We start from the raw sequence: 274 nt of genomic DNA on the forward strand, positions 1-274 counted from the left end.
CGCCCGCCTGGGACGCGCGGGCCAACGAGCGCGCGCTCGACGGCTGAGGCGGCACCGGGTCAGCCCCGTTCGAAGAACTCCACCTCCGCCAGGGCCAGGTGCCGGCCCCGGGTCAGGCCGACCGGGGCGTGCAGGACCAGGCGGACCGTCTTCACGTCGCTGATCCCGGTGTGGACCGGCTGCGGGCCCGGTTTGTCGCCGAGGGTGAGCTGCTTGCGGTGCTGCTCGCCGTCCTGCGTCGTCACCTCCAGGTCCACGCGGAGCGCGCGTGCCT

Annotated in this window: 1 pseudogene; it reads right to left on the reverse strand. The window is 74.8% G+C overall.

The window, feature by feature from the left end:
• Positions 1-59: 59 nt before the first annotated feature.
• A pseudogene (locus CCN44_RS47185) lies at positions 60-274 on the reverse strand (zinc ribbon domain-containing protein); the annotation flags it as partial.

It is taken from the genome of Streptomyces tricolor (assembly GCF_002155905.1).
GTDB classification, from domain to species: Bacteria; Actinomycetota; Actinomycetes; order Streptomycetales; family Streptomycetaceae; genus Streptomyces; species Streptomyces tricolor.